17 protein-coding genes, 1 pseudogene and 1 other annotated feature are annotated in these 24197 nt (G+C 30.1%); of the genes and pseudogenes, 15 read left to right on the top strand and 3 right to left on the bottom strand.

What is annotated here, in order from left to right:
- Positions 1-91: 91 nt before the first annotated feature.
- From BUB34_RS00415 to argH, 11 genes and pseudogenes are all read left to right on the top strand, one after another.
- Positions 92-2620 carry an FtsX-like permease family protein gene (locus tag BUB34_RS00415; RefSeq protein WP_073123154.1) on the top strand — a complete coding sequence of 843 codons (2529 nt, stop codon included), beginning with the start codon at positions 92-94 and terminating at the stop codon, positions 2618-2620.
- A 12-nt stretch (positions 2621-2632) separates the two neighbouring features.
- Positions 2633-3394, top strand: a complete 762-nt coding sequence (locus BUB34_RS00410) for an ABC transporter ATP-binding protein (RefSeq protein WP_073123152.1) — start codon at positions 2633-2635, stop codon at positions 3392-3394.
- Positions 3395-3550: 156 nt separating this feature from the next.
- Entirely contained in the window at positions 3551-5113 is a 1563-nt protein-coding gene (locus tag BUB34_RS00405) for a ClC family H(+)/Cl(-) exchange transporter (protein ID WP_073123150.1), read from the top strand.
- A gap of 72 nt (positions 5114-5185) precedes the next feature.
- Positions 5186-5554, top strand: coding sequence for a hypothetical protein (locus BUB34_RS00400; RefSeq protein ID WP_073123148.1), 369 nt, complete (start codon positions 5186-5188; stop codon positions 5552-5554).
- A 183-nt stretch (positions 5555-5737) separates the two neighbouring features.
- Complete coding sequence (locus BUB34_RS00395; RefSeq protein WP_278276651.1) at positions 5738-7786, top strand: ATP-dependent helicase; 2049 nt, start codon at positions 5738-5740, stop codon at positions 7784-7786.
- Positions 7787-7866: 80 nt separating this feature from the next.
- Positions 7867-8076: a binding site (T-box leader), on the top strand.
- Between the two features lie 294 nt (positions 8077-8370).
- Positions 8371-9198: a transporter substrate-binding domain-containing protein gene (locus tag BUB34_RS00390; RefSeq protein WP_073123146.1), complete on the top strand. Its 828-nt coding sequence runs from the start codon at positions 8371-8373 to the stop codon at positions 9196-9198.
- A 25-nt stretch (positions 9199-9223) separates the two neighbouring features.
- Positions 9224-9895, top strand: coding sequence for an amino acid ABC transporter permease (locus tag BUB34_RS00385; protein WP_073123144.1), 672 nt, complete (start codon positions 9224-9226; stop codon positions 9893-9895).
- Between the two features lie 67 nt (positions 9896-9962).
- Positions 9963-10688 (top strand): amino acid ABC transporter ATP-binding protein, encoded by a 726-nt coding sequence (locus tag BUB34_RS00380; RefSeq protein WP_073123142.1) that lies wholly within the window; start codon positions 9963-9965, stop codon positions 10686-10688.
- A 111-nt stretch (positions 10689-10799) separates the two neighbouring features.
- A complete protein-coding gene (locus tag BUB34_RS14035; protein ID WP_330392722.1) occupies positions 10800-11363 on the top strand; it encodes an argininosuccinate synthase domain-containing protein in 564 nt (187 codons plus the stop codon).
- Positions 11364-11378: 15 nt separating this feature from the next.
- Positions 11379-12053: pseudogene (locus BUB34_RS14030) on the top strand (argininosuccinate synthase); the annotation flags it as partial.
- Positions 12053-13435, top strand: a complete 1383-nt coding sequence (argH, locus tag BUB34_RS00370; RefSeq protein WP_073123140.1) for an argininosuccinate lyase — start codon at positions 12053-12055, stop codon at positions 13433-13435. The pseudogene BUB34_RS14030 and the gene argH, both read left to right, overlap by 1 nt.
- Positions 13436-13498: 63 nt before the next feature.
- On the opposite strand, the gene BUB34_RS00365 is transcribed toward argH, so the two are convergent.
- The gene (locus tag BUB34_RS00365) at positions 13499-14494 is read right to left on the bottom strand and encodes an asparaginase (RefSeq protein ID WP_073123138.1); all 996 of its coding nucleotides are present in this window, start codon (positions 14492-14494) and stop codon (positions 13499-13501) included.
- 517 nt (positions 14495-15011) lie between these two features.
- Here BUB34_RS00365 and BUB34_RS00360 point away from each other — a divergent pair.
- Together BUB34_RS00360 and thiI are read left to right on the top strand one after the other, a co-directional pair.
- Positions 15012-16160 carry a cysteine desulfurase family protein gene (locus tag BUB34_RS00360; protein ID WP_073123136.1) on the top strand — a complete coding sequence of 383 codons (1149 nt, stop codon included), beginning with the start codon at positions 15012-15014 and terminating at the stop codon, positions 16158-16160.
- Positions 16161-16176: 16 nt separating this feature from the next.
- Positions 16177-17349 carry a tRNA uracil 4-sulfurtransferase ThiI gene (gene thiI, locus BUB34_RS00355; protein ID WP_073123134.1) on the top strand — a complete coding sequence of 391 codons (1173 nt, stop codon included), beginning with the start codon at positions 16177-16179 and terminating at the stop codon, positions 17347-17349.
- Between the two features lie 59 nt (positions 17350-17408).
- Here the strand turns inward: thiI and pflA are convergent, their stop codons facing one another.
- Both pflA and pflB read right to left on the bottom strand, forming a co-directional pair.
- On the bottom strand, positions 17409-18149 hold the full coding sequence (pflA, locus tag BUB34_RS00350) for a pyruvate formate-lyase-activating protein (protein ID WP_073123132.1): 741 nt from the start codon (positions 18147-18149) through the stop codon (positions 17409-17411).
- Positions 18150-18394: 245 nt separating this feature from the next.
- The gene (gene pflB, locus BUB34_RS00345) at positions 18395-20626 is read right to left on the bottom strand and encodes a formate C-acetyltransferase (protein ID WP_073123129.1); all 2232 of its coding nucleotides are present in this window, start codon (positions 20624-20626) and stop codon (positions 18395-18397) included.
- A 413-nt stretch (positions 20627-21039) separates the two neighbouring features.
- On the opposite strand from pflB, the gene BUB34_RS00340 reads away from it, so the two are divergent.
- Together BUB34_RS00340 and BUB34_RS00335 are read left to right on the top strand one after the other, a co-directional pair.
- Positions 21040-22011: a calcium/sodium antiporter gene (locus BUB34_RS00340; RefSeq protein ID WP_073123127.1), complete on the top strand. Its 972-nt coding sequence runs from the start codon at positions 21040-21042 to the stop codon at positions 22009-22011.
- Between the two features lie 241 nt (positions 22012-22252).
- Complete coding sequence (locus BUB34_RS00335) at positions 22253-23878, top strand: DEAD/DEAH box helicase (RefSeq protein WP_073123125.1); 1626 nt, start codon at positions 22253-22255, stop codon at positions 23876-23878.
- The last annotated feature ends 319 nt before the right edge of the window (positions 23879-24197 follow it).

The raw sequence follows: 24197 nt of genomic DNA, 5'->3' as shown, positions 1-24197 counted from the left end.
ATATGTCACAAACATACATTCAAGCTGTTATTATATAATAATAAGAATATTAATTTTTTAGAATATACTGGGAATTTAAGGAGGGAGAGTTATGAAAGATAGAAAAGGTATTTTTAGGATTATAAATATTTCAATAATTATATTGATTCTAGGAACATTTTTATTTCCATGGGTACAAATAGGGGAAAAAGAATTTACAGTTTTAGATATGCTAAAAGATGTTAGCGCGGCAGGAGGTCTGGAATCATATATAAAAGTTAATAATATTTTTGATATCTCAAGTATGGGTGGAGAGATATCTATATATTTATTTGTTATTGAAAAACTAATGAAAATGTTATTGGGCATTGCAGTACTAGAAATAATAAATCTAGTATTAACTATACTGAAAAAGAAAAGTTTATTTATAAAGAATCTGCTGTTAGTGACTTCTAGTGGTATTGTATGCGTAATTTTAGCAGTTGCAGATATGTTTGGAAATAAACTCACAGGGCCTATTATGTTGTTTCTTGTTTGTATAGATTTAATGATAAGTAAATATTTTGAGTGGGTCGCAGATGAAGAAGAAAAGAAAAATAAAAAAAGTAATCAGTCTAAGTTAGAAAGCAATTTTCAAAAACTATTTTCCAAATACAAAAAGAGAAAACGTTTTCAAATAAGTAGAGAGTTAAATAAAGTTTATAAAAAGGGAGTTTTTAAGAATTTTAAAAATCTTGCAGTCTTTGTTTTGAGTAGTTCCCTTATAGTTGCAGTTATTTTTCAAGTTTATTATATGAAGGCATTATTTTCTGGTATAGGAAATTCAGAAATTATTGATATGACTGTAGGAAAAGTAATAGTAGGATCTATGAATATAATTACAATTTTATTAATATTCTTTTTAGTTCTATCGATGATGAACTACTTTAGATCTAGATCAAGAGAATATGGCTTATTATCTATGCTAGGTATTGAAGATAACACTCTTGATTTATTACAATTAAAAGAATACATAATGGTACTTGTTTTATCGTTAGTGATGGGATTTATTCTAGGAGAGGTAATTGCAAGAGTTACTACAAGTATACTAAACATTTATATGTCAGGGTTAATAGCTTTAAATATTATGCAATGGACTATTTATTTTAATGTAGCGAGAGACACATTAGCTATATGGATAGCGGTATATATTATTTTTAACCAGCTTGTTTTCTGTTTAGGAGCTGATGCAGTACTAATGAAGAATGTACAAAAGACTAAATGGCCAAAACACCAAAATAAATTTTTCATTGCTGGGTTAGCAATACTTTTATTGGTAATAAGTATAATGGGTACACCTACTGGACAAAAATCACTATCTGTACCTATAGTATTATCAGTACTTTCTATTTATTTTTTATATTTTTCAATAAATGCAATAGGAATTGAAAATTTAAAGAAAAAATCAAGTAAGTATTATAAGAAGATTTTTTATGTTAGTAAGTATAGTCACAGATTCTCTAGCCATATAAATATGCAGTTTTGTACTGTAGTGTTTATTTTTATTTTAGTATTTGTATACTCAGCTAGGTTGTTAGACCAAATAACAATTTCATCAGCAGATGAAAAATACCCTTATGATTTGGTTTGGATGGCCAATAAGGAAGACGATGATTTTCTAGAAAAAGTATCTAAGTCTTATAGTATAGATTATAAAACTGTACCCTTTATAAGGATTACTACTGGAGAGTATGCACAGAATTTAGGAATGAGTGAAAGTGAGTACAATAGATGGAGTGGGGAAAATTTAGATGTTAAGAGTAAAGAAATAAATATTGTATATCAATGTGAAGAAAAAGAGAGAAATCAATTAGGAATTAGTTGGGATCACAAGAAGCCGTATATGCATATAGGAAAAGGAGAAAAAACTTATTGGATTAAATTTGGATCAGATCTTTCTACTCTTATGACAGAGAACTTTACCAAAGAATACAGCGTTGAAAAGACATATACTAATAATATTATTGGTAGCTTTAGAGATTATAGAAATGAAAACATTATAATATTCTCTGATGAAGATTATGAAAAGATAAAAAATAAGGCAGATGGTGCTAATTATCTTGTTACAATGAATATTCCTAATGAGTCAAAGGAAGTGGCGAAAAAAGAAATTAAAGAGTATGCCAAAGAACATTCAGAGAGAAATTTTGTAGATGGAACTCTTTCCTTATATGACAAGGATGAGTTGGTTATAAAGGACAAGGTTGAAAGACTTTTAAGTAGTGTTATATATATAGTAATAAGTTTGATTATTTTAATAAGTTCATTATTTATGATTATTCTTAAATGTGTGTCTGAGTTAACAGATATAAGAAATAGAAGTAAATTATTTAAAGTTATAGGTGTGTCGCCATTAGACGAAAAAACTAATATTAAAAGAGAGTATTTGAGAGAAATATGGGCTCCGTCTATAACCGGGATAGCGATAGGAAGTATTCTACTAATAGAAGAGCTATGTCTTAGAAATATGTCTGGTGCTCTTTTAAGCAAATACTTAATAAACTATAGTTTACTATTGTTTATATTACTTATGGTTTTATCAGTTGTCTCTTTTGTAGGAATAAATATTTTGTACAAGTATATTAAAAATACTGACAGATAAGGGGGGTTATATATGGAAAATATAATAGAAGTTATAGATTTAGAGCGTAGTTACAAAACAGATGCTATAGATAAAGGCGAAAAAGCTAGGATTTTTGAAGTTTTAAAAGGAATAAATTTTTCTGTAAAACCAGGAGAGTTTGTAGCTATAATGGGAAAATCAGGTTGTGGCAAAACGACACTTTTAAAATCTTTAGGTATGGTAGATAACCCTAATAAAGGTAAGATATTATTTGAAGGAGAGGATACAAAAACATTATCTGGTAATGTTCTTGCGTATATAAGAAGAAATAAAATGGGATTTATTTTTCAAGATTATAATTTAATGGATAGTATATCAGTTAGAGAAAACATTATTTTACCGATGATATTAAATAATGAAGAAGGCGATAAAATGATGGAAAAATGTGATTACTATGCAAAATTATTTAATATAGAAAAGTTATTAGACAAAAATCCATATCAGTTATCTGGAGGAGAAAAACAAAGGGTGGCAATATCTAGAGCCATTATTAATGATCCGGATCTTATACTCGCAGATGAACCAACGGGAAACTTAGACTCCAAATCGTCAAAGGTAGTTATGGAAATAATAAAAGAAATAAATGAGAAGTTTAAAAAGACAATTATAATGGTTACTCATGATCCGTCAATAGCTAGCCAGTGTAGTAGGGTTATATTTTTAAAGGATGGGAGTATCCACGGTGAATGCAAAAAAGATGAAAGTCAAGAAGAACTTTATAATCATGTACTAGAAAAATTGGCTGAACTTTAAAAAAGTATAGAATAAATAAATCCCAAGTTTAAATGAGCTTGGGATTTTTGTGTTGATACAAGTTATGTAATTAGAGGTGATGTTGTAAAATGAACGATTTTCATATAGAATTAAAATGTATGTAAAAAAGAAGTATTATTAAAAAGGAGTCATAAAATGAAGGATAGCAAGGACAGAACATTTAATATTTTAAAGAGGTTTCATGAATTAAAACATAGGCTCATACTGGACGGTCTTCTGGTTGGAATTCTAGTTGGTATAGTAATAGTTGTACATAGAATTATAGCGGCAAGTCTTAGTGAGTGGTTTATAAGTTTTTACTCTAAAGGAAGTAAAAATATTACCATAGTTCCTATAGTGTTTATAGTATTGATTGCCTTAGGATATATTGTATCTAAATTTGTTAAATGGGAACCTATGATATCAGGGAGTGGTATACCACAGGTAGAAGGTATACTAACCAGAAGAATTAATATAAAATGGTTTAAAGTATTAATTTATAAATTTATCGGGGGTCTTATTTGTTTAGGTGCAGGACTATCTATAGGTAGAGAGGGACCATCAGTTCAAATGGGAGCCTGTGTAGGAGAAGGAATAGCAAAAAAAACGAAAAAGTTAGACAACGAAGAAAAATACTTGATAACTAGTGGAGCAAGTGCTGGTTTATCGGCTGCATTCAATGCACCGTTATCAGGAGTAATGTTTGCACTAGAAGAAACACATAAAAATTTCTCACCGTTAGTTTTACTATCAGCCATGATAGCTTCATTAACAGCAGATTTCATATCTAAGCAGTTTTTTGGTATAGTACCAGCACTAGAGTTTCAAAAATTAGATGTTATGCCGCTAAAATACTATTGGGTATTGATGATTTTAGGAATAGTTATAGGAATAAGTGGAGTGATTTTTAATAAAGGAATACTAGGAACTCAGAGTGTATTTAAAAAAAGTAAGCTGAGTTTAGAAATAAAAATCATAATACCATTTATAATAACTGGAATAATTGGTATAATATCTCCTATATTACTAGGTGGAGGACATGATCTTATAATGAGTTTAAAAGATCAGAACTTTACAATTAGTCTTTTATTAGTATTTATTTTTGTTAAATTTATGTTTACATTTATAAGCTTTGGATCAGGAGTCCCAGGGGGGATATTTTTCCCGCTATTGGTCCTTGGGGCATTGGTTGGAAATGTAGTAGCATTAATATCAGTAAATTACTTAGGAATCCCTTCGATATATATGATGAATTTTGTGGTACTAGCTATGGCAGGTCACTTTGCAGCGATAGTAAAAGCACCTATAACAGGAATAATTTTAATATCAGAGATGACAGGTTCACTAGAACACTTGTTGGCTCTTTCTATAGTTGTATTGGTTGCACAGGTGACATCAGATTTACTAAATTCTAAGCCTATATATGAAAGTTTACTAGATAGAGTTTTAGAAAAAGGAGTAGATAAATACGAAGGGGCTCCAAATAAAAAAACATTGCTAGAAGTAGTAGTACCTATGGGAAGTGATATTGACGGAAAGAAAATAAAGGATGTTAAGTGGCCAAAGAATTGTCTAGTTGTTGCGATTACAAGGGGACACTCAGAAATAATTCCAAAAGGAAAGACAGAAATAATTGGGGGAGATTACCTGACAGTTATGACAGACCAAGAAACTTCTCCCGACATTTTATCAAGTTTAATAGAAATAGCAAATGATTAAATTAAGTAAGGGATGTTATTTTTAAATTGGAAAGGGAATTTAGCTATTTAGTGCTGAATTATTGGTGAACATATGAGTAAAAAGCAAAACAAAAAAAACAGTAAGAAAAAGAAAAGAAAAAACAGCAATTATAAAGGAAATTTAAATAGGACAACCGAGAAAAATGTAAAGAGCAGTGGCAAGACTTTACAAAAGCAAATCAAGGATATAAACGTTATATTATCTTTAGTTTTAGTGGTATGTGCACTATTGATTACAGTTGTAAAGGTACCTGTTATAAATGATATTGGGATGATAGTATTATTTGTAACACTACTAACACAGCAAGTATTGATAATATATGGTGCATATAAAGAAAAGAGTAAGTCAAAAATAGCGATTGCTGTAATAGTCATATTGGCATTTGCATATCTAGCTTACAAAGTATTTTTAAATAAATAGAAACTACTTAGGGCATAAAGGGTATTTTTCAAAAGGAAAATGCAAACTTTATGCTCTTTATTTTAATTTAAGGTGGATTTTGGTGTAATAGATTCTATTTATAGGGTATACTCATAATTGTAATAATACAGAGAACATAAATGTAAATACAGACAATTAGTATATATGACAGGATAGATTAAGGTGGTGAATACTATTATAAATAAATTAAATGAAAGCCAGATGGAGGCTGTTAGACACATAGAGGGACCTTGTATGGTTCTTGCAGGGCCAGGTTCAGGAAAAACTAGGGTGATAACCTATAGAATAGAGAATATGGTTTTAAATAATAACATAAATCCAAGAAGGATACTTGCGGTAAGTTTTACAAAGGCATCTTCAATAGAAATGAAAAATAGAGCATTATCTTTAAATAATGACCCAAGAATGGCTAAAGTTACATATGGAACATTTCACTCATTATTTTTTAGAATACTGAGGTATTTTGGAGGATATAGTTCTGAAAGTATACTTGACGAAAAGTCTAAGAGAATAGCTATAAAGGGAATAATGAAGGGATTGAATGTAGAAAATGGAGAAGATGATGAAATCGTCAATCAGGTAATTAATGAAATCTCTTATGTAAAAAATGAACTTATGGATAATATAGATTTTACTTCAGAAATTCTAACTAAGGATGAATTTACAAAAGTATACAATTTATATGAAGAGTACAAGGGACAAATTAATAAGATAGATTTTGATGATATGTTAATAAAGACTTACTACTTATTACAAAACAATAAAACTGTATTAGATGCAGTTAGAAAAGCATATAAATACATACTTGTGGATGAGTTTCAAGATATAAATAAAGCTCAATTCGAGGTACTAAAATTAATATCTAACCCGGAGAATAATATATTTGTTGTCGGAGATGAAGACCAAAGTATATATGGGTTTAGAGGGGCTAGACCTGACTTTTTATTAGAATTTCAAACTTACTTCAAAGGGGCTAAAAAAATAGTCTTAGATATAAATTATAGGTCAAAAAGTGAGATAATTGACACAGCAAATAGACTTATAGAAAAAAATACAAATAGACATGAAAAAGTAATAAAATGCACTCAAGGAGAAGGGGGTTCTGTAAATTATATATCCCCTCATGACTCTGAAGAGGAGGCTGTGTTTATAGGAAAAGAAATACTTGAAGAGATAAAAAAAGATTATGTTGAGTATAGCGATTTTGCGGTTATATATAGAACAAATATACAATCTAGAGCACTTGTAGATGTTTTTATGGATATGAGAATACCGTTTATAGTAAAGGATTCTGTAATAACTATATATGATCACTGGACATCTCAAGATATATTGGCTTACCTAAGAATAGGAATGAACTTAAAATCAAATAAGGACTGGGCCAGAATAATAAACAAACCTTTTAGGTATATATCTAGAGAAAATATAAATATGGTAAAGGACGAAGAAGATTTTATAAATGCACTTATAAATAAATGCGATCTTCACCCAAAACAAATCAAAACTATAAATGATTTAGAAATAGATTTAAGCTATTTAAAAACTTTAAATCCTAAAAATGCAATATCTTATATAAGGACAAGTTTAGATTACGACAGATACATATTAGACTACTGTGCAAATAGAAAGATAAAGACTAATGGAATTATAGAGATACTAAATGAGTTGGAGAGTTCAGCTAGTAATTTTACGACTATAGATGAGTATTTGAGTCATATTGACAGAGTAAAGGCTGAGCTATCAGAAAATAAAAAAAGTACTCATTCAGATGGAGTTATTTTTACAACTATGCATAGTTCCAAAGGATTGGAATTTAAGAATGTATACATAATAGGGGTAAATGAAGGTACAGTTCCACATGAGAAGTCTTATTATGTAGAGGATGAAAAAATAAAAAATGATCAAATTGAAGAAGAACGAAGACTTTTCTATGTTGGAATAACTAGAGCTCAGGAGAGATTATGTATATCATCAACTTTAAATAAGTATGGTAAAAAGGTACAAAAATCTACGTTTATAGATGATATAAAAAGACCTACAGAAAAAGAATTAAATAGCATAGTAATAGGTGATAAAATTTACCACAAAAAATTTAAAATAGGTGAAATTATAGAAAAAAATGGACAGAAAATTAAGGTTAAATTTAAGGATAAAGAAGTAGAACTAGACTTTGCAACTTGTGTACTTAGTGGTTTAGTGAACAAGATATAAAATAAAAAAATAATAAAAAAATAAAAAAGTTATTGACATATAAAAAATATATAATTATAATTATATTAACAATTTGATAAATAAATCTATTGAGGAAGAGAGTAACCTAAATTGATTTTCAGCGAGCTAGGGTTGGTGTGAGCCTAGTATTGAGATTTGGAGTGAAGAGAGCTTCGGAGGAGATTATCGGAAATTTTAGTATGATAATAGGTATGCCGCCTTAAGGTGTTAAGAGGATAAGTATTTACTTATCAAAAAGAGTGGTAACGCGGAAAATATTCGTCTCTTAGTCGTTTAGACTAAGGGACTTTTTTAATATATAAATATCCGGATATGTAGATATCTAGAGAGATTTATATATCTGAATATTTGACGATAAAACTATTTGATTTGATTTATGTTTATATTTATCAATAAGAGTGGTAACGCGGAAAATTCGTCTCTTAGTCGTCTAGACTAAGGGACTTTTTTAATTGCCTTAGGGCGATAAATGGAATAATGCTTTAAATAATTTCAAGAATATTTTTGGTTTTCAAAATATTATGAATAAAAATTAAAAAATAAAAAAAGAGAGGGAGATTTATATGAAGGTATTAAAAAAATTATTAAGCTATGGAGTAGTATTGGGGTTGGCAGTGTCACTAGTAGGATGTAGTGGTAAATCTACGGATAATCAAGAAGCAAATAAGTTAGAGGAAATAAAGAAAAATTCAAAAATAGTTATAGGAACAAGTGCAGATTTTCCACCGTTTGAATTTCATAAAATGGTAGATGGTGAAGATAAGATAGTAGGTTTTGATGATTTACTGGCACAAGAGATAGCTAAGGAAATCGGAGTAGAAGTTGAGTACAAAGAAATAGATTTTGATGGTTTAATAGGAGCATTAAATGCTGATAAGGTTGACGTTGTACTTGCAGGTATGTCTCCAACTGAAGAGAGAGAAAAAAGTGTTGATTTTTCAGACTTATATTATATAAGCAAAAATGCAGTTATAGTTAGAGATGGTGATGAAGATAAGATAAAAACAGAAGATGACCTTAAAAAATTAAAAGTGGGAGTTCAAAAGGGAAGTATCCAAGAAAATTATGTTATTAACACTTTGGGATTAGATAATGCTAAGTCTTTGACGGCTACTCCAGATCTTATATTAGAATTAAAAAATAAAAATATAGATGCAATAGTTTCAAATGAGTCAGTTTGTATGATAAATGTAAAGCAATATGATGGAATAAAAATGTCTAAAAGTTCAATAGGTGAAGATTTAGAAGAAGGTATGGCAGTTGCAATTAAAAAAGGAGAAAACAATAAAGAGCTTATAGACTTAATAAACAAAAAAATAAAAGAATTAAAAGATTCTGAGAAAATGAAAGAATTTTTAGAAGAAGCGACAACTCAAGCTGCTTCTAAGTAGTATAAATAAGTTTGGAGATGGGATTATGGATTTTAGCTTTTTAGGTGAGTATTATAAGATGTTCTTAGAGGGAACATCAGTAACAGTATCGATTTCATTAGCATCATTATTTTTCGGGTTTATTATAGGGATATTTATATGTTTACTAAAAATATCCAAACATAAGGTATTTAGAATTATAGCAAGTGTATATATAGAAGTTTTGAGAGGGACTCCACTATTTGTTCAGATATATATAATTTATTTTGGTTTACCTCAGATAGGTATTGAATTTCCAAGTATATTTAATATACCGAGCGAATTTATTGCAGGGGTATTTTCTCTATCTATAAATTCTGGGGCATATGTAGCTGAAATATTTAGATCAGGTATACAGTCAATAGATAAGGGTCAGACTGAGGCAAGTAGATCATTGGGACTCGGATATTGGGCTACGATGACATATGTGATTATACCTCAAGCTATAAAAAACGTACTGCCTGCTTTGGCAAATGAGTTTATCACTCTTGTAAAAGAATCAGCGATAATATCTGTTATAGGAGTAATAGATATAATGTTTATTTCAAGTAGAGTGAAAAATGTTATATACAGACCACTTGAACCATTGATAGTGGCGGCTTTAATATATTTTGTATTGACATTCACACTGTCAAAATTAGTAGGTATATTAGAAAAGAAAATGGCTGCATCAAATTAATAAAATATATAAGGGCGAAATGAAATATATATAGATGAAATGAAGTATATAAAAGGAAAGTGATATTATGATTACTATAAAAAATTTAGGTAAATCTTTCGGTACGGTAGAAGTACTAAAAAATATAAACCTAGAAATAGATAAAGGACAGATAACAGTTATACTAGGGCCGAGTGGTTCAGGTAAAAGCACGCTTCTTAGATGTATGAATTTATTAGAAGTTCCTACATCTGGAGAGGTAATATTTGAAGGATATAATTTAGTAGACAAAAAAACTAATATAGATAGTGTCAGACAAAAGATAGGAATGGTTTTTCAGAACTTCAACCTATTTCCACATAAGACAATTGTAGAAAATATAACTTTGGCACCAGTAAAATTAAAAAAAATGAACAAAGAAGAGGCTAATAAAAAAGCTAAGTATTTACTTGAGAGAGTAGGCTTACTTGATAAAAAAGACTCATATCCATCGCAATTATCGGGTGGACAAAAGCAGAGAGTGGCAATAGCTAGAGCACTTGCACTACAACCAGATATGATGCTATTTGATGAACCGACTTCTGCGCTTGATCCAGAAATGGTAAAAGAGGTTTTAGATGTTATAAAAGAACTGGCCAAAGATGGTATGACTATGGTTATAGTAACTCATGAAATGGGATTTGCAAAGGAAATAGCAGACAGAGTTATATTTATGGATGAGGGAGTTATTCTAGAGGATGGTTCCCCAGAAGATGTATTTATAAATCCTAGTAACAAAAGAGCAATTGAATTCTTTGATAAAATACTTATTTAAATTCATATGAAAATTAAAAACCTGCTAACTAATACTTTCTTACATTTATAAGATTAGTTGGCGGGATTAGATACAAAAATATAGATTATATTATAAATAGGGGGACTTAGTATGTCAAAACATAATAAAAAATATAATAAAGTAGTTTTAGCTTACTCTGGTGGACTTGATACTTCTATAATAATTCCTTGGCTAAAAGAGACCTATGGATGTGAAGAAGTAATAGCTGTTGTGGGTAATGTCGGTCAAAATGAAGAACTTAATGGGTTAGAAGAAAAAGCAATAAATACAGGTGCATCAAAAATTTATATTGAAGATATAAGAGAAGAATTTGTAAATGAGTATATATTTAAAACACTTCAAGCTGGGGCAGTTTATGAAGGAAAGTATCTACTTGGAACGGCTTTTGCAAGACCTATTATTGCGAAGAGATTAGTCGAAATAGCTCAAAGTGAAAATGCCGATGCTATATGTCATGGCTGTACTGGCAAGGGTAATGATCAAGTAAGATTTGAACTCGCTATAAAATCATTTGCACCTGATATGCCGATAATTGCACCTTGGAGAATTTGGGATATAAAATCTCGTGAAGAAGAAATAGAGTATGCACTAAACAAAGGAATACCTTTAAATATCACACCTGAAACTAATTATAGTAAGGATAAAAATCTATAGCATCTAAGCCACGAAGGCCTTGATTTAGAGGATCCTAAAAATGAACCAAATTATAAGGAAATTTTAGAAATGTCAAAAACATTAGAAGATGCTCCTAATGAGGCGACTTATATTACACTGGGATTTGAAAATGGAATACCTACCTTTTTAAATGGCGAAAAGATAGGTGGAGTAAAATTAATAGAAACATTAAATAAAATTGGTGGGGAAAATGCAATTGGTATAATTGATTTGGTTGAAAATAGACTTGTAGGTATGAAATCTCGTGGTGTATATGAAACTCCAGGAGGAACTATACTTTATTATGCCCATAAAGCTCTTGAATCCTTATGTTTAGATAGAGAAACTATGCATTATAAGGAAGTTATTTCATTGAAGTTTGCAGATATAGTATACAATGGTCAATGGTATACGCCTCTTAGAGAAGCTTTATCATCATTTGTATCTAAAACACAAGAAAATGTAACTGGAGAAGTAAAGCTTAAATTATATAAAGGGAATATAGTTACAGCAAAGATTTCATCTCCGTATTCACTGTATAATGAAGAGTTTGCCACTTTCGGAGAAGACAATGTTTATGACCAAAACGATGCTGAAGGATTTATAAATCTTTTTGGTTTACCTATAACTATTCATTCCAAACTTAAAAATTCTATAAAAAAAGAATCCCTAAAAAAGGATGTGATCTAGTGAAACTTTGGGGAGGAAGATTTAATGAGAATACAAATAAAGATGTAAATGACTTTAATTCTTCGATAAGAGTCGATAAACGAATGTACAAAGAAGATATTTTAGGAAGTATTGCACATATTAAGATGTTAAAAGCACAAAACATACTTCCAATAGATTCTTGTAAAAAAATCGAAGAAGGGCTTTTGTATTTACTTGAAAATATAGAAAATAATAATATTCAAATTGATGATGATTTTGAAGATATCCATAGTTTTGTTGAATATGCACTAACCGAGCATATAGGAGAGGCAGGAAAAATGCTTCATACTGGTAGAAGTAGAAACGATCAAGTTGCCTTAGATTTAAAACTTTGCTTAAAAGATAATTCCAAATTATTAATTAAGGATATTTTAGACCTTTTAAAAGCAATTCATGAAAAAGCATCAAAAAACATAGATACTATAATGCCTGGTTACACTCATATGCAAAAGGCCCAACCTATTACATTAGCTCATTATTTTTTAGCCTATGCTGAGATGTTTAAGCGTGATATATCTAGAATAGAGGATTTTTTTAAGAGACTGGATGAAATGCCTCTAGGAAGTGGGGCACTAGCAACAACAACTTATCCTCTTGATAGGGAGTTTGTTGCTAGAGAGCTCAATTTTTCAAAGATAACATTAAATAGTCTAGACTCTGTGTCTGATAGAGATTATGTTATTGAATTTTTATCTATTCTTTCTATTATAATGATGCATCTTTCGAGATGGTCAGAGGAAATTATAATTTGGTGTACAAATGAATTTAATTTTATAGAATTATCTGATGAATATAGTACTGGAAGTAGTATAATGCCTCAAAAGAAAAATCCCGATGTTGCAGAGTTGGTTAGAGGAAAGACTGGTAGAGTTTATGGAGATTTAGTGACTTTACTCACTGTAATGAAGGGTATACCTTTAGCATACAACAAAGATATGCAAGAAGATAAGGAGGCTTTATTTGATGCCCTAGATACAACAAAACTTTCACTGATAACATTTACGGGAATGATTAAAACTCTAAAAGTAAACAAGGACGTAATGGAAAAATCTGCGCATGGAGGATTTACAAATGCAACAGACCTTGCAGATTACTTAGTAAAAAGTGGAATTCCTTTTAGAAAATGCCACGAGATAGTGGGTGAGATTGTTCTTTATTGTATAGAAAAAGGTATATGTATCTCTGATATGTCTATGTGTGAACTTCATAAATTTTCAAAGGTGTTTAAAGAAGATGTATACAACGAAATTTCCCTTGAAAACTGTGTAAATCAAAGGAAGGTAATTGGAGGACCATCAAGTTATTCTGTAAAAATTCAAATTAAGGAATTAGAGAGGCTTATAAACAACTATAAGCTTTAGTTAAAAAGGGCTACCACAAATTTTATTGTGATAGCCCTTATATAAATTAATAGATTATAGATTTTAGTAGTAGATACCTTTTTCAAATAAATCTTTTATTTCATTTAGTGTATTAGCTTTTCCTAGAGCTAACATTAGCTTTATTCTAGCTTTCTGACCAGGAAGGTCACCGCCAAATATACATCCTAGGTTTCTCAAATCTCTACCAGAACCTAAGTATCCATAACTATCGAACACTCTGCCTGAGTGACATCTAGATACTATAACTACAGGGATGCCTCTTTCTCTGGCATATCTAACACCATCAAGCATTCTTGGAGGTATATTTCCTCTACCCATACCTTCTATGACAATTCCCTTATAGCCGTTATCAACAGCTAGTTTAATGAATTCTTCATCCATCCCAACACATGCTTTAAACAATGCGACCTTGGATTCTACATTGTCAGTTTCTATAACTGTTCTATGGACTATATCTCTAGATAGAACAAGTTCGTTGCAATCTATTACACCTAAAGGCCCACAGCTTATAGATTTGAATGTATTCAAAGCTAGTGTATTAGTTTTTGTAGCTTCAGATGCAAGCATTACCTCGTTATTTAGTACAACTAAAACACCTTTTCCAACTGCTTTTTCTGATACGGCTGTACAAACAGAGGCAGAAAGATTGCTTGATCCATCATATCCAAGTTCAGAACTACTTCTCATAGCTCCAGTAACTACAACTGGTTTTTTGTTGTCAATAGTTAGATCAAGGAAGTATGCAGTTTCTTCTAAGCTATCCGTACCATGGGTTATTACAACACCACATATATCTTCTCTTTTTAGTAAATTATTTACATAATCTCTTAGTTCCATCATTCTTTCAGGTGTCATGTGAGGACCTGGTATTTCATCGAAGTTAAAAGCTTCAACACTAGCAACTTTATCAATATTAGTTACCATAGATAGTATTTGTTCACCAGATAATGTGGGAATTGCAGCACCTATATTTTCGTCTACAGTCATAGATATAGTTCCACCAGTGAATACTATAGCTACTTTTTTCTTGTTTGTCATAACATCCTCCTATATTCAAACATATAAAATATATCTTACATAATTAGTTTTCATAATAAAATTATACCAGAAAGAATTGTTATAGGTCTATGATGTACATAAAAAAAAGAGCTTGGGGAAGCTCTTTTTTTTCATGTATTAAATTGATTTCCGTAGTCAATTTAATGATAATGGATATAAAATCTATCCGTTCAAAAGGGGTATTGGGAATAGAGATTTTAATCAAGGTTATCAGGGGGATAACCATAAAATTATTATAGCAATGTTCGACAAGTAAATCAATACATTTTTTTAAAAAAATGAAAAAAAAATAAAAAAATCGACAAAAACGTTTAATACACCTTGATTTATCTAAAAATAAGTCAGAAAAATTATAGAGGGATTTAGTCTTGATAATTATAAATTAAGTTTAACAAGTTAAAAAATATTTAATTTAGTGGTATAATGTAATGATGGGGTTAAGAACGTGATATTAAATAATATACAAATAAATTTGATATAGAAGGTAGGGTTGAAAATGGAAATATACTTAGATAATAGTGCTACTACTAAACCTTATAAGGAAGTAGTTGATAAAATGCTACAAGCACTTACAGAGGACTACGCGAATCCTTCTTCTTTGCATAGAAAAGGAATAGAAGTAGAAAAAAACATAAAACTAATAAGACAAAACATTGCAAAAAGCATTGGAGCTAAAGATAAGGAGATATACTTTACATCTGGTGGAACGGAATCTAATAACACCATAATAAGAGGGATAGCGAATTTAAATAAAAAAAGAAAAAATCATATAATATCTACTGTTATAGAACATCCATCTGTACTAAATACTCTTAAAGACTTAGAATTAGAGGGATTTGAGATAACTTACTTAAAGGTTGATGAAAATGGTAAAATAGATTTAAATGAATTAAAAGAGTCTATTAAACCTAGTACGTGTTTAATAACAATAATGCATGTAAATAATGAGATAGGCAGCATACAACCTATAGCTGAGATAGGTAAATACTTAAAAACACTAGATGAAAAGGTATATTTACATGTAGATGCTATCCAATCTTACGGTAAAATTAATTTTAGACCATCAAAATATAATATAGATTTTATGAGTGTAAGTGGTCATAAATTCCATGGGCCAAAGGGTATAGGATTTATGTATATAAAGGAAAATAATAGACTAAAACCATTGTTAACTGGTGGAGGCCAGGAAATAGGAATAAGATCAGGAACAGAAAATGTGCCAGGGATATATGGTCTAGGGGAAGCTGTTAAAATAATAAACCAGGATTTAAATGCAGTAATAGAAAAAATATCTAAATTAAAAGATATGTTAAAGAGAGAGATAGTAAATAATATAGATGATATAAAAGTAAATTCTCCAGAGGATGGCGTATGTCATATACTAAATATTTCATTTAGAGGAGTAAAAGGAGAAGTTTTACTACATTACTTAGAGCAAAAAGGAATTTATGTATCAACAGGATCTGCTTGCTCATCTAAGAAAAAAGGGAGTCATGTATTAAATGCAATAGGACTTAAACCTGATGAAATAGAGGGAGCGATAAGATTTAGTCTATCAGATACAAATAGCGAAGATCAAATAAAAGAAGTAGTAAATGTACTTAAAGAATCAGTAAATGACTTAAGGATGATAATAAGAAGATAAATTAAGAGGTGATATTTTGTATAATGTATTAATAGTTAAGTATGGAGAAATAGGAGTAAAGGGAAAAAATAGATATATATTTGAAAATAAACTTATAAAAAATATAAAGAATATGTTAAAGCCAATAGGTACTTTTAAAGTATACAAAGAATATGGAAGAATTTATGTTGATTTAGAGGATTATGAATACGAAGAGGTAATAGAAGAAGTAAAAAAAGTATTTGGTATAGTAGGTGTTTGTCCAGGAGTAAGAGCAGAAAAAGATTATGATAAATTAAAAGAATTAGCACTTAAAATGTTAGAAGAGAAGATAGAAGAAGGTGCTAAAAGTTTCAAGGTTGAGAGTAGAAGGGGAGATAAATCTTTCCGTTTAACATCACAAGAGATGAGCTTAGATATAGGAGGATACCTAGTATCTCAGGTCAAGGATAGAATAAAAGTAGATGTAAGAAATCCAGAAATCAAGATTAAGTGTGAGTTGAGAGAAAGTCATATAATGGTATACAGTGATACAGTACCTGGTTATGGAGGATTACCTTTGGGTACTAACGGAAAAGCAATGTCTCTTTTATCAGGTGGGATAGATTCTCCTGTAGCCACATGGATGGTTGCAAAGAGAGGGATGGAAATAGAGGCTATACATTTTCATAGTTATCCTTTCACTAGTGAAAAGTCTCAAGAAAAGGTTAGAGATTTAGCTAAAATACTATCTAAATATTGTGGAAGAATTAAACTTCATAAAGTTAATATAGTTGAGATACAAAAAGCTATAGGTCTTAATTGTAGAGAAGAGGAGACAACTATAATATCTAGAAGATTTATGATGAGGATAGCTCAAAGAGTCGCAGAAAAGAGATTTTGTGATGCTTTAGTTACAGGGGAAAGTATAGGACAAGTTGCTTCTCAGACAATACAGGGATTAACTTGTACAAATGCTTCAGTAACACTTCCTGTATTTAGACCGCTTATAGCTATGGATAAGTCTGATATAGTAAGTTTAGCAGAGAAGATAGGTACATTTGAAACATCTATAATACCAGAGGAAGACTGTTGTAGTGTATTTTCTCCTAAAAAACCGGTTACTAAGCCTAGATTAGAGAGAATAGAAAAATCAGAAACTGAATTAGATGTTGAGAAACTTATACAAGATGCTATAGATAACATAGAAGTAGAAGACATAGAATTTTAATTTTATATAATAAAAAATAAAGTAAGAGATTATGAGTTTATAGTCTCTTACTTTATTTTTTAGGCCGTTTTATTAAATACAGTAACACCAAACTTAGATATTACTTCACTAGCTTTATCTACATCTGCTTGAGTTGCATCTGGGACATCTTTTAGTTCATAATCTACTCCCATGTTCTCCCATTTATGGATACCCATAGTGTGGTATGGTAGCAACTCAAATCTTTCTACATTATTAAGTGTAGAAACGAATTCACCTAGTTTCTCAAGGTTTTCAACGTCATCTGTGATACCAGGAATAAGAACGTGTCTTATCCAAACAGGTATATTTCTTTCATCTAAGTGCTTAGCTAATTTTAGTGTTTTTTCAATTCCAACACCAGTTAAATCTTTAGCCTTTTCTTCAATCATATGCTTTAAATCAAGAAGAACAAGGTCTGTATTATCAAGAATTGGATCTATAGTGTCTATATCTACAAATCCAGAAGTATCTAGACAAGTATGGATTTTATTTTTCTTAGCTTTAGCAAATAATTCTGTTAGGAATTCTGGTTGTAATGTAGCCTCACCACCTGAAGCTGTTATACCACCTCCAGAAAATTTCATATATGAATAATACTTAAGAGCTTGATTGATTATTTCGTCTGTAGTATATTCTTCGCCACATTTAGGATCCCAAGTATCTCTATTGTGACAGTATTTACATCTCAAAGGGCAACCTTGTAAAAATAATACATATCTTATACCAGGGCCATCTACTGTACCAAATGTTTCTATTGAATGAATTCTTCCTTTAACCATTTCTACACCTCTTAAATTTATTTTGAGATATGTCTAAATCAACATATATTGTATACAAAGTACTAACACAAATAGATTATAGGATATTTTATAGATGTTGTCTATAAAATATTATAAAATAATTAGTTATATGTATTTATAATTATACCCAAAAATTATTTGGTTAAAACTTACAAAAAAAGGGTGCAAGCTGATGAATCTTACACCCTAAAAAAATATATACTTTTGATGATTAAATATTAGAATTAAGCCATTTTTGCATGGAATGTTCTATTTATAACATCTAATTGTTGTTCTCTTGTTAATTTTATAAAGTTTACTGCATATCCTGAAACTCTTATAGTTAATTGAGGATATTTTTCTGGATGTTCCATAGCATCTTCTAAAGTTGCTTTATCAAATACGTTTACGTTTAAGTGATGAGCTCCGTCTCCGAAGTATCCGTCTAACATAGAAGATAAGTTTGTAACTCTTTCAGACATATCTTTTCCTAAAGCACCTGGTACTATAGAGAATGTGTTAGATATACCATCTTGAGAATGCTCGTATGGTAACTTAGCAACAGAAGCTAATGAAGCTAATGCACCGTTAGTATCTCTTCCGTGCATTGGGTTAGCACCTGGAGCGAATGGTTGTCCAGCTTTTCTACCACATGGAGTGTTACCAGTTTTCTTACCATAAACAACGTTTGAAGTTATAGTAAGTACAGATTGAGTGTGGTAAGCATTTCTGTAAGTTTTGTTTTGTCTTATTTTGTTCATGAAGCTTTCAACTAAGTATACAGCTAAATCATCAGCTCTATCATCGTTGTTTCCGTATTTAGGGAAGTCTCCTTCTATTTCGAAGTCAACAGCTACACCTTGTTCGTTTCTTATAGTTTTAACTTTAGCATATTTTATAGCTGATAAAGAGTCCGCACATACTGATAAACCAGCTATACCACAAGCCATAGTTCTGAATACGTCTCTATCATGAAGAGCCATTTCTAATGCTTCATAAGAATATTTGTCATGCATATAGTGTATTATGTTTAATGTATTTACATATAAGTTTGCTAACCAGTCAGTGAATAGTTCGAATTTAGCCATAACTTCGTCGAAGTCTAAGTATTCAGAAGTTATTGGTTCAAATCTTGGTCCTACTTGAGCACCTGATTTTTCGTCAACACCACCGTTTATAGCGTATAATAATGTTTTAGCTAAGTTTACTCTAGCTCCGAAGAACTGCATTTGTTTACCTATTCTCATTGCAGATACACAACAAGCTATACCGTAGTCATCTCCCCAGTATTCTCTCATTAAGTCATCATTTTCATATTGAACTGAACTAGTATCTATAGATACTTTAGAGCAGAAATCTTTGAATCCTTGAGGTAATCTATTAGACCATAATACTGTTAAGTTTGGTTCTGGAGATGGTCCAAGAGTATAAAGAGTATTTAAAACTCTGAATGAGTTTTTAGTTACTAATGTTCTACCATCTATTCCCATACCACCGATTGCTTCAGTTACCCAAGTTGGGTCACCAGAGAATAAATCATTGTATTCAGGAGTTCTTAAGAATTTAACCATTCTTAGTTTCATTACGAAATGGTCCATTAATTCTTGAACTTCTTCTTCAGTTATTGTTCCAGCAGCTAAATCTCTTTCAAAGTATATATCTAAGAAAGTAGAAGTTCTACCTAAAGACATTGCAGCACCGTTTTGGTCTTTTATAGCACCTAAGTATGCAAAGTATAACCATTGAACAGCTTCTCTAGAGTTAGTAGCTGGTTTAGATATATCGAATCCATAAGATTCAGCCATTTTCTTAAGTTCATTTAATGCAACTATTTGCTCAGATATTTCTTCTCTAGCTCTTATTATTTCTTCGTCTATGCAATTAACTTCTAAAGAAAGTTTTTGATTTTGTTTTTCTTCTATTAAAGCGTCAACACCGTATAAAGCAACTCTTCTATAGTCACCTATGATTCTACCTCTTCCGTAAGCATCTGGAAGTCCTGTTATTATACCAGATTTTCTAGCAGCTCTCATTTCTCCTGTGTAAGCATCGAATACACCTTGGTTATGAGTTTTTCTGTATTTAGTGAATATTTCACTTACTTCTGGATCTAATTCATATCCATAAGCTTTACAAGAAGTTTCAACCATTCTTATACCACCGTATGGCATAATAGCTCTTTTTAAAGGAGCATCAGTTTGGAAACCAACAACAGTTTCTAACTCTTTATCTAAGTAACCTGGAGCATATGCAGCTATTCCAGATACAGTTTTTGTATCAACGTCTAAAGTACCACCATTTTCTCTTTCTTTTTGGAATAAAACCATAGCTTCGTCCCATAATTTCTTAGTGTTTTCTGTAGCACCAACTAAGAAAGAGTCATCTCCTTCGTATGGAGTGTAGTTTAATTGGATGAACTCTCTAACATCTATTTCTTTAGTCCATCTACCAGTTTTGAATCCTTGCCATGCATTCATTTTGATAGCCTCCTTAAGTTAGGTAAATTTAATATTTTAATTATATATATATTTAAATATATTTAAAATCTAGCTAGATATCTTTTAAACAAGATTATAATATCATAAAAAGGGTATTTTGTATACAATAATTAAATTTACCTTTATTGTTTTTTTGATTAAGCATTATATGTCGTATTTATTATACTTATGGTGATATTTATTTGATACCCGTGAAATTAAAACCTAAAACATAATAATAAGTAAAATAGATTTTTAAAATTATTTTAAATTTTCTAACAATTAGTTAAAAAATATACATTTATACAGCCTAAATTGCAAGAGATTTTGCAACAAAGCAAAATGTAATATACAAAAATAAACTTGAATATTTAGATCCCAAAAGAATATTTATTTATATAGGAGGGGATTTAATGTTTATTATATTATTACTATTTATGATAGGTCTTATACTAATAAGTAAAGGAGCAGATATATTTATTAATAATACTGTTGAAATAGGAAAGAGAACAAATATATCAGAACTTGTTTTGGGAGCAACTATAGTAAGTTTTGCGACTACACTTCCAGAACTTACAGTTTCGTTTTTTGCATCTGTAGATGGTCACACTACAATGAGTTTGGGAAATGCAGTAGGATCTATAATATGTAACACAGGATTAGTATTGGGATTAGTATCTGTTATTAGTCCATTTAAAGTAGATAAAGATATGTTTTTTTCAAAATCTGTCCTTTTGATAATCTCAGTAATAGCACTCGTTATTTTAGGATTAGATGGAAGCATAGAAAAAATGGATTCTGTAGTTCTAATGTTAATTCTTACTATATATATGGTAAGTAATTACAAAAGCGTGGTAGGTAGTAATAAAAATTTAAAAAGTAGAAATAAAACTACGGGCTGTAAAAAAAATGCATCATTAAAAGGATTTGAAGTAATAAAGATATTTATATTTTTTATTTTAGGGTTGGTAATGATGGTAGTGGGATCTAAACTTCTTATAGATAATGGGGTCAAAATAGCCCAAATCATAGGAATACCTCAGGGAATAGTAAGTTTGACAGTTATAGCACTTGGAACATCTCTTCCAGAATTAGTATCTTCATTGACCGCTATAAGAAAGAATCACCACGCAATTTCTGTAGGAAATGTTTTAGGAGCAAATATATTAAATATAGTGTCAGTTATATCTTTTTCAGCGATACCAAACAATATACCTATATTAACGCAAAATATAAAAGTAGATTTTCCATTTATGATATTATTATTAGTTGTTTTAATTATACCTACAATTAAAAAAGATAAGCTTTATAGATTACAAGGTATATTATTGCTTACATTATATATTGCATATATATCCGTTTTATATACTATGTACATAGTATAATCAAAATCTATCCATTATATAAGGCATAATAAACATATATATAAGACATAATAAACATAAAAATTATATATTAAGTACCACAAAACTAGAATAAGATCTATACATATTGTTCAAAATAATAATTGAATTGTTCAAAATAATAATTGAAAAATGATGAATTGGTAAATATTAATTGCATAATAAATTTTTAAAGTGTATAATGGATAGGTTAAGATTAATTGATAACGGAAAGGAATAATATATGAATATAACAAAGTTTGATGATTTACAAATAAACGAAAATATAAAGAAAGCAATAGCTGAAATGGGGTTTGAGGAGCCATCTCCGATACAATCACAATCAATACCTGTGATTTTATCAGGAAAGGATGTAATAGGACAAGCTCAAACAGGAACGGGAAAAACAGCTGCATTTAGTATACCGATATTAGAATCGATAGATCCAAACAACAGATCTTTACAGGCTGTTGTACTTTGTCCGACTAGAGAACTTGCAATACAAGTTTCAAAGGAAATAAGAAAATTAGCTAAATATATGCACGGGATAAAAACACTTCCTATTTATGGAGGTCAACCTATAGATAGACAGATAAAGTCATTAAAGTCGGGGGTACAGGTTGTAATAGGAACACCAGGGCGTACAATAGATCATATTAATAGAAAAACTATTAAAATGGATAATGTAAGAATGGTTATATTAGACGAAGCAGATGAAATGCTAGATATGGGATTTAGGGAAGATATAGAGATGATTTTAAGCAAGACTCCAGAGGATAGACAAACTACTTTCTTCTCAGCAACTATGCCAAAAGGGATATTAGATTTAACTAAAAAGTACCAAAAAGATCCGGAACATATTAAAGTAGTTAGAAAAGAACTTACAGTTCCAAATATAAAACAATATTATATAGAAACTAAATCTGCCAATAAATTAGAAGTTTTATGCAGATTAGTAGATGTATACAACCCTAAATTATCTGTTGTATTCTGTAATACAAAAAGAGGGGCAGATGAATTAGTAAGTGATTTACAGGCTAGAGGATATTTTGCAGATGCCCTACATGGGGATTTAAAGCAAACTCAAAGAGATATAGTAATGGATAAATTCAGAAATGGTACTATAGATATATTGGTTGCCACAGATGTTGCAGCTAGAGGAATAGATGTAGATGATGTTGAGTGTGTATTCAACTATGACTTACCACAAGATGAGGAGTACTATGTTCATAGAATAGGTAGAACAGGTCGTGCTGGTAGAGAAGGAATATCTTTTAGTTTCGTATTCGGAAAAGAACTTAGAAAAATGAAAGATATAGAAAGATATACAAAATCTAAGTTAGTAAAACACAGCATACCATCAATATCGGACGTCGAAGAAAAGAAAATAAGTGCTTTCTTTAATCAAGTAAAAGAAGTTATAGAAGAAGGTCATTTAACTAAACAATTACAATGGTTAGAAACTTTCTGCAACGAAGAAGACTATGGAACTATAGATGTAGCTTCAGCTCTTTTAAAGCTAGCATTAGGAGAAGAATTAAAAGAAGAAATAATAGAAGAACCATCAAGAAGAGAAAGAAATAAATCTAGAAATAGAGATGGGGACACTGGTGCTAAAGAAGGAATGATTAGACTATTTATAAACATAGGTAGAAATCAAAGAGTTCAAGCCAAAGATATAGTTGGAGCTATAGCTGGAGAAGTTGGAATTTCAGGTAAGTTAGTAGGTACGATAGATATATATGATAAGTATACTTTTGTAGAAGTTCCTAAAAAAGATGCTAAAAAAGTATTAGAAAAAATGAAAGATATAAAAATAAAAGGTAATAAGATAAATATAGAAAAAGCAAATAAGAAAAATAAGAAGTAAGTATAAAATCATATAAACACCCTGTTTTTACCGCTATTTTAGATATGGTAGTAAAAACAGGGCTATTTTTTTGATTTTTTATGTTTTTAATGAATATATTATTCATAAATTGGAAATAAATAATAATGTAGGAAAAGATAGGTTGCATCTGAATATAATACATAATACAAATATAGTTTACAAACAGGAGCATATCTATGGTTAAACGGCGCACAAAAATAGAAATAAACTAATAATAGACATAATAAAACAAAACTAGTTATATTTCATCGAAGGATAAGAAATTTGCTTATAGAATTGATAGAAAGGGAGTAAGTTT

The sequence above is a fragment of the Asaccharospora irregularis DSM 2635 genome (genome assembly GCF_900129815.1).
Lineage (GTDB): Bacteria > Bacillota > Clostridia > Peptostreptococcales > Peptostreptococcaceae > Asaccharospora > Asaccharospora irregularis.
This window is presented reverse-complemented; position numbering and strand designations above follow the sequence as displayed.